The sequence below is a fragment of the Colwellia sp. 6M3 genome (assembly GCF_014077595.1).
In the GTDB taxonomy this organism is placed as follows: Bacteria; Pseudomonadota; Gammaproteobacteria; order Enterobacterales; family Alteromonadaceae; genus Cognaticolwellia.
In genome coordinates this window covers 1-3,264 of the sequence record NZ_JACGWF010000161.1, presented here as the reverse complement: position 1 = coordinate 3,264, position 3,264 = coordinate 1, and the positions used below count along the sequence as shown (strand labels likewise).

The window sequence follows — 3,264 nt, the reverse complement described above, 5'->3', positions numbered from 1 at the left end:
TTAATTCCCTTTTATTACATCGCTTATTGTCTTGAACAGCTCAGTGGTGAGGTCAGTGAAAAAACGATAGAAGCTATGTTACCCTGGAATGTGAAACTAGGTTAGGTGTGAATGGCGAGTCGCTCACAATTAATTTAACACCTCTGTGCCTCTTAGCTTACTTTATTTTTACTTATTACTTATTACTTATTACTTATTACTGACTGTAGAAACTTTCAAAACACTACGGATTAGGGCATTCAATATTCGCAGATAATGAAGGCATAATCATATTAGGAAATGATAATTTATCATCAAAGCGCTCTACCCCTTCTAACACTTCAATTTTAAAGCCGTAACTTTTGCAAATACGTAGAGATTGACGCATTAAAAAAGTGGCCAACTTACTAAACTCAGTATTTTGCTTAGCAATAACTTGTAAATGATGTTTACCGTTTTCTAAGTCAGTTTGTTTAAATTGAACTTCGTGATCAAAGTCCCACTGCGATGCGCCATTTGGTGTTTCAATATTTTGCGCACAACCAAATAACATGACTAGCGGCAACAGAGTCAGTACCTTAAGTTTATTCATATAACCTCATATACAACAAAATTAATTAGATATAAATATTACCAGAAATGAAAGTGAGCATAGTACCCACTTTCATTTTAGATAATAATGTTAATTCGAAGAAAATACTAAGTTATCAATAAATGCAGCATCTTCTCCTCGAGCCACACTGCCATCTTTTACATAGTTAAAGCTGATTTCGTGAAAACCAGACTCAAGAGTAATCTCATTTGCTTGCCAATCCTGTGTGCTTATACGAAAGACTACTTCACCATCTAAAGAGACTTCTAAATAATCACAGCACGACTCAGAGTCGACTAATGAATCAAAGGTTAATACGCCAGCAGTAAATACATTGCTATAAACAATACTACTGATTTGACTATTACTAATAGCGCCTTATAAATGAATCATAGTATCGCGTTTGCATATAAATACGGTTTGCGATCCAGCTGAACCTTAATTTAAATAAATATCAAATATCCGAAATAGCACCAGTAAATATGTCTTCTAGGCTTTTTAGGTGACCGTTGTATCCATCAATATTGGCTTTAATCCATTCTTCTTTTGAAATATCAGGCCAAGTTATATTCAATCCTAAAAAGAAACATAGCTCTTCAAAGAAAAATCTTTGTGTTCGCCCATTGCCTTCTCTAAAAGGATGAATAATATTAAGCTCACAAAAAATATCAGACAGTTCAATGATTAGCTGTTCTTGATTGTTGATATTTAAAAGTGATGGAATTCTAGAAAATTGTTTTTGGGCTTCTGCATCAATTCGGCCACAAGTACAAAAGCGTGATGCTCCTTTCGCAATATCAACTGTTCTTATGTCACCAGCCCAATCGTAAACATCTTGGAATAAGTGAAAATTTAAAGTTTGAAGGTGATTTAAATTGAACTTGTTTATTGAGGTGATTTTTGAAGAATATTCGCTAAATCGAATGGCGGTAAAGGCGAGCTCAGCTTCTGCCAAGCTTTCATGGTTTTCTATGTTTAGTTTATTAACAAGTACATCAGAATTTTTATAACAATAACTATCTTGGCTCACGCCATATTTATCGCGCATACTTTAGTTTCAAATCACTAATAGATTTACCTGTATTTTCTTTTTTTAAATATAACCCTTCGTAACTAGAGCTTGTTTCAAAGTTACTCATTTTTGGAATAAAAGTGCGAGTGTTTTGGTGTTTAACTTTTAATATTTCACTAGTCATATTTAACTCCTATATTTTATCTTATTGTAGCCCAAAATGAAGAATAATTCTATATCACTTGCCTGACAAAAATAGTCTAATCAACGTACTCGGACAAATTTAAGGCACTCAATTAAAAAAGCAAAGACTTGGCTGAAAAAGTGCAGTTTGTCTTCTACCCACCCTCGCTGGTGCTCAAAGCTTTGTCCTGATAAAGCAGCTTCGCCACATAAAAAAGTGCGACGTACACAACGCGCCGCATAATGGTAATACGGGGTATCGACTAAACTGATTTGTTGTTTCCTTAGCGTAGCCATAACTCACCTGAGATAATGTCCTGGGGATATTTTAGTTTAGCATAGTGTTTAGGGTTTTAAATTCAAGATGGGTGTCCTTGTTAATTGCATACTCCGGTCCAAACAGCGCATCAGTTCAGATATGATAGCGTGTTAATCCAGTTAAGCCAGCGCACGATTTCGACTAAAAAGTCGCACTTAGTTTTTAAATTGAAAATGAGAATATCAATGAATTAATTTGATCTTTATTAAAAGGTTAGCCCGTTGGTTTCTAATGTAGCCAAAATGAAACCACTTAGAATTTTCATTCTGCTGGTACTAATTGCCTAACTCCTCCGTTAATTACCTTTCCCAATAACGGGGCATAAATAACTAATAGGAGAAAATGGATACATATATAGATAAAAAACCCAAACAGCAAGCTATCAAGGCTTGGTATGACTTACTAGCACATGCACTAACACCTGAAGAGGTTTGTTTGGTTAAACTAAAATTTGTAGATGGGGAACTTAGGCGCTTTTGTCCTAAGAACATTGAAGATAAAATAACTATGTTCAGTTGTCTGATCATGACCATAGCAGCAGTCAATCGCCAACGCCTATTTCAGAGGAAAAAGTCGAGATTAGATCCACGCTTTGATTATCTTTTTAACTGAACTTCTTCTATGATCATCTCAAATATTGATGGAGTTCAGATCATGAGTACAGTAGTTAAAAACTGGCACATCGTGTCTATTTCTGAAGGTGAAGAATTGATCGGTAAAATTTTATGGGGTATCTGTGTCGATTACATTAGTACATCAAAAATAGTAGAAATCTCACCTCACAGCCAGCTAATCAAAACTGACATTGGTAGCCTTTATCAAGTTATTGGCGAAGGCCAAAAATCTCAGGTGCAGATGAAAGACTTCGAACTCCTTCGCCACGGCTTCAGCCCTAAGCAGATCATCCAATTGAATTTGGCACCAAACGATTTTTTTCATTAACTCAATCAAGTGAGAGCTTATCATGCCAACCCGAACAATTGATTTTCACAATGCCGATTGCTCAGCCTGCCATAAAAAACATGTTGATACCAGAACTGAAATAGTTGCATCATCGCCAGAACGCCCCAATGCTATTAGAAAGAAAATTATCTGGCGGTGCGAAGATCACCTTGACTGTGATGTTGATGAAATGGAAAAGTTGGCATTGGTCAAAAAGCGATTTCAAGATATAGAAGA

Annotated in this window: 6 protein-coding genes and 1 pseudogene; 3 read left to right on the top strand and 4 right to left on the bottom strand. The window is 35.6% G+C overall.

Annotated elements, in window-relative coordinates; genetic code table 11:
- Positions 1-223: 223 nt before the first annotated feature.
- The 4 genes and pseudogenes from H4J50_RS18640 to H4J50_RS18625 form a co-directional block, all read right to left on the bottom strand.
- Positions 224-571, bottom strand: coding sequence for a hypothetical protein (locus H4J50_RS18640; protein WP_182257658.1), 348 nt, complete (start codon positions 569-571; stop codon positions 224-226).
- Between the two features lie 454 nt (positions 572-1,025).
- Positions 1,026-1,619: a Fic family protein gene (locus H4J50_RS18635; protein WP_182257657.1), complete on the bottom strand. Its 594-nt coding sequence runs from the start codon at positions 1,617-1,619 to the stop codon at positions 1,026-1,028.
- A complete protein-coding gene (locus tag H4J50_RS18630; protein WP_182257656.1) occupies positions 1,609-1,767 on the bottom strand; it encodes a hypothetical protein in 159 nt (52 codons plus the stop codon). The genes H4J50_RS18635 and H4J50_RS18630 overlap by 11 nt, the downstream gene beginning before the upstream one ends.
- A gap of 119 nt (positions 1,768-1,886) precedes the next feature.
- Positions 1,887-2,063, bottom strand: a pseudogene (locus H4J50_RS18625) (transposase); the annotation flags it as partial.
- Positions 2,064-2,427: 364 nt separating this feature from the next.
- Here H4J50_RS18625 and H4J50_RS18620 point away from each other — a divergent pair.
- The 3 genes from H4J50_RS18620 to H4J50_RS18610 form a co-directional block, all read left to right on the top strand.
- Positions 2,428-2,697, top strand: a complete 270-nt coding sequence (locus H4J50_RS18620) for a hypothetical protein (RefSeq protein ID WP_182257654.1) — start codon at positions 2,428-2,430, stop codon at positions 2,695-2,697.
- Positions 2,698-2,739: 42 nt separating this feature from the next.
- A complete protein-coding gene (locus H4J50_RS18615; RefSeq protein ID WP_182257653.1) occupies positions 2,740-3,027 on the top strand; it encodes a hypothetical protein in 288 nt (95 codons plus the stop codon).
- 22 nt (positions 3,028-3,049) lie between these two features.
- Positions 3,050-3,264: hypothetical protein (locus H4J50_RS18610; protein ID WP_182257652.1), on the top strand; the 215-nt coding region annotated here is incomplete at its 3' end.

What these genes read in the sequence shown, in the direction of transcription:
- H4J50_RS18620 (WP_182257654.1), top strand. Translation starts at nt 2,428, where the DNA reads ATGGATACATATATAGATAAAAAACCCAAACAGCAAGCTATCAAGGCT.
- H4J50_RS18615 (WP_182257653.1), top strand. Translation starts at nt 2,740, where the DNA reads ATGAGTACAGTAGTTAAAAACTGGCACATCGTGTCTATTTCTGAAGGT.
- H4J50_RS18635 (WP_182257657.1), bottom strand. Translation starts at nt 1,619, where the DNA reads ATGCGCGATAAATATGGCGTGAGCCAAGATAGTTATTGTTATAAAAAT.
- H4J50_RS18640 (WP_182257658.1), bottom strand. Translation starts at nt 571, where the DNA reads ATGAATAAACTTAAGGTACTGACTCTGTTGCCGCTAGTCATGTTATTT.
- H4J50_RS18630 (WP_182257656.1), bottom strand. Translation starts at nt 1,767, where the DNA reads ATGACTAGTGAAATATTAAAAGTTAAACACCAAAACACTCGCACTTTT.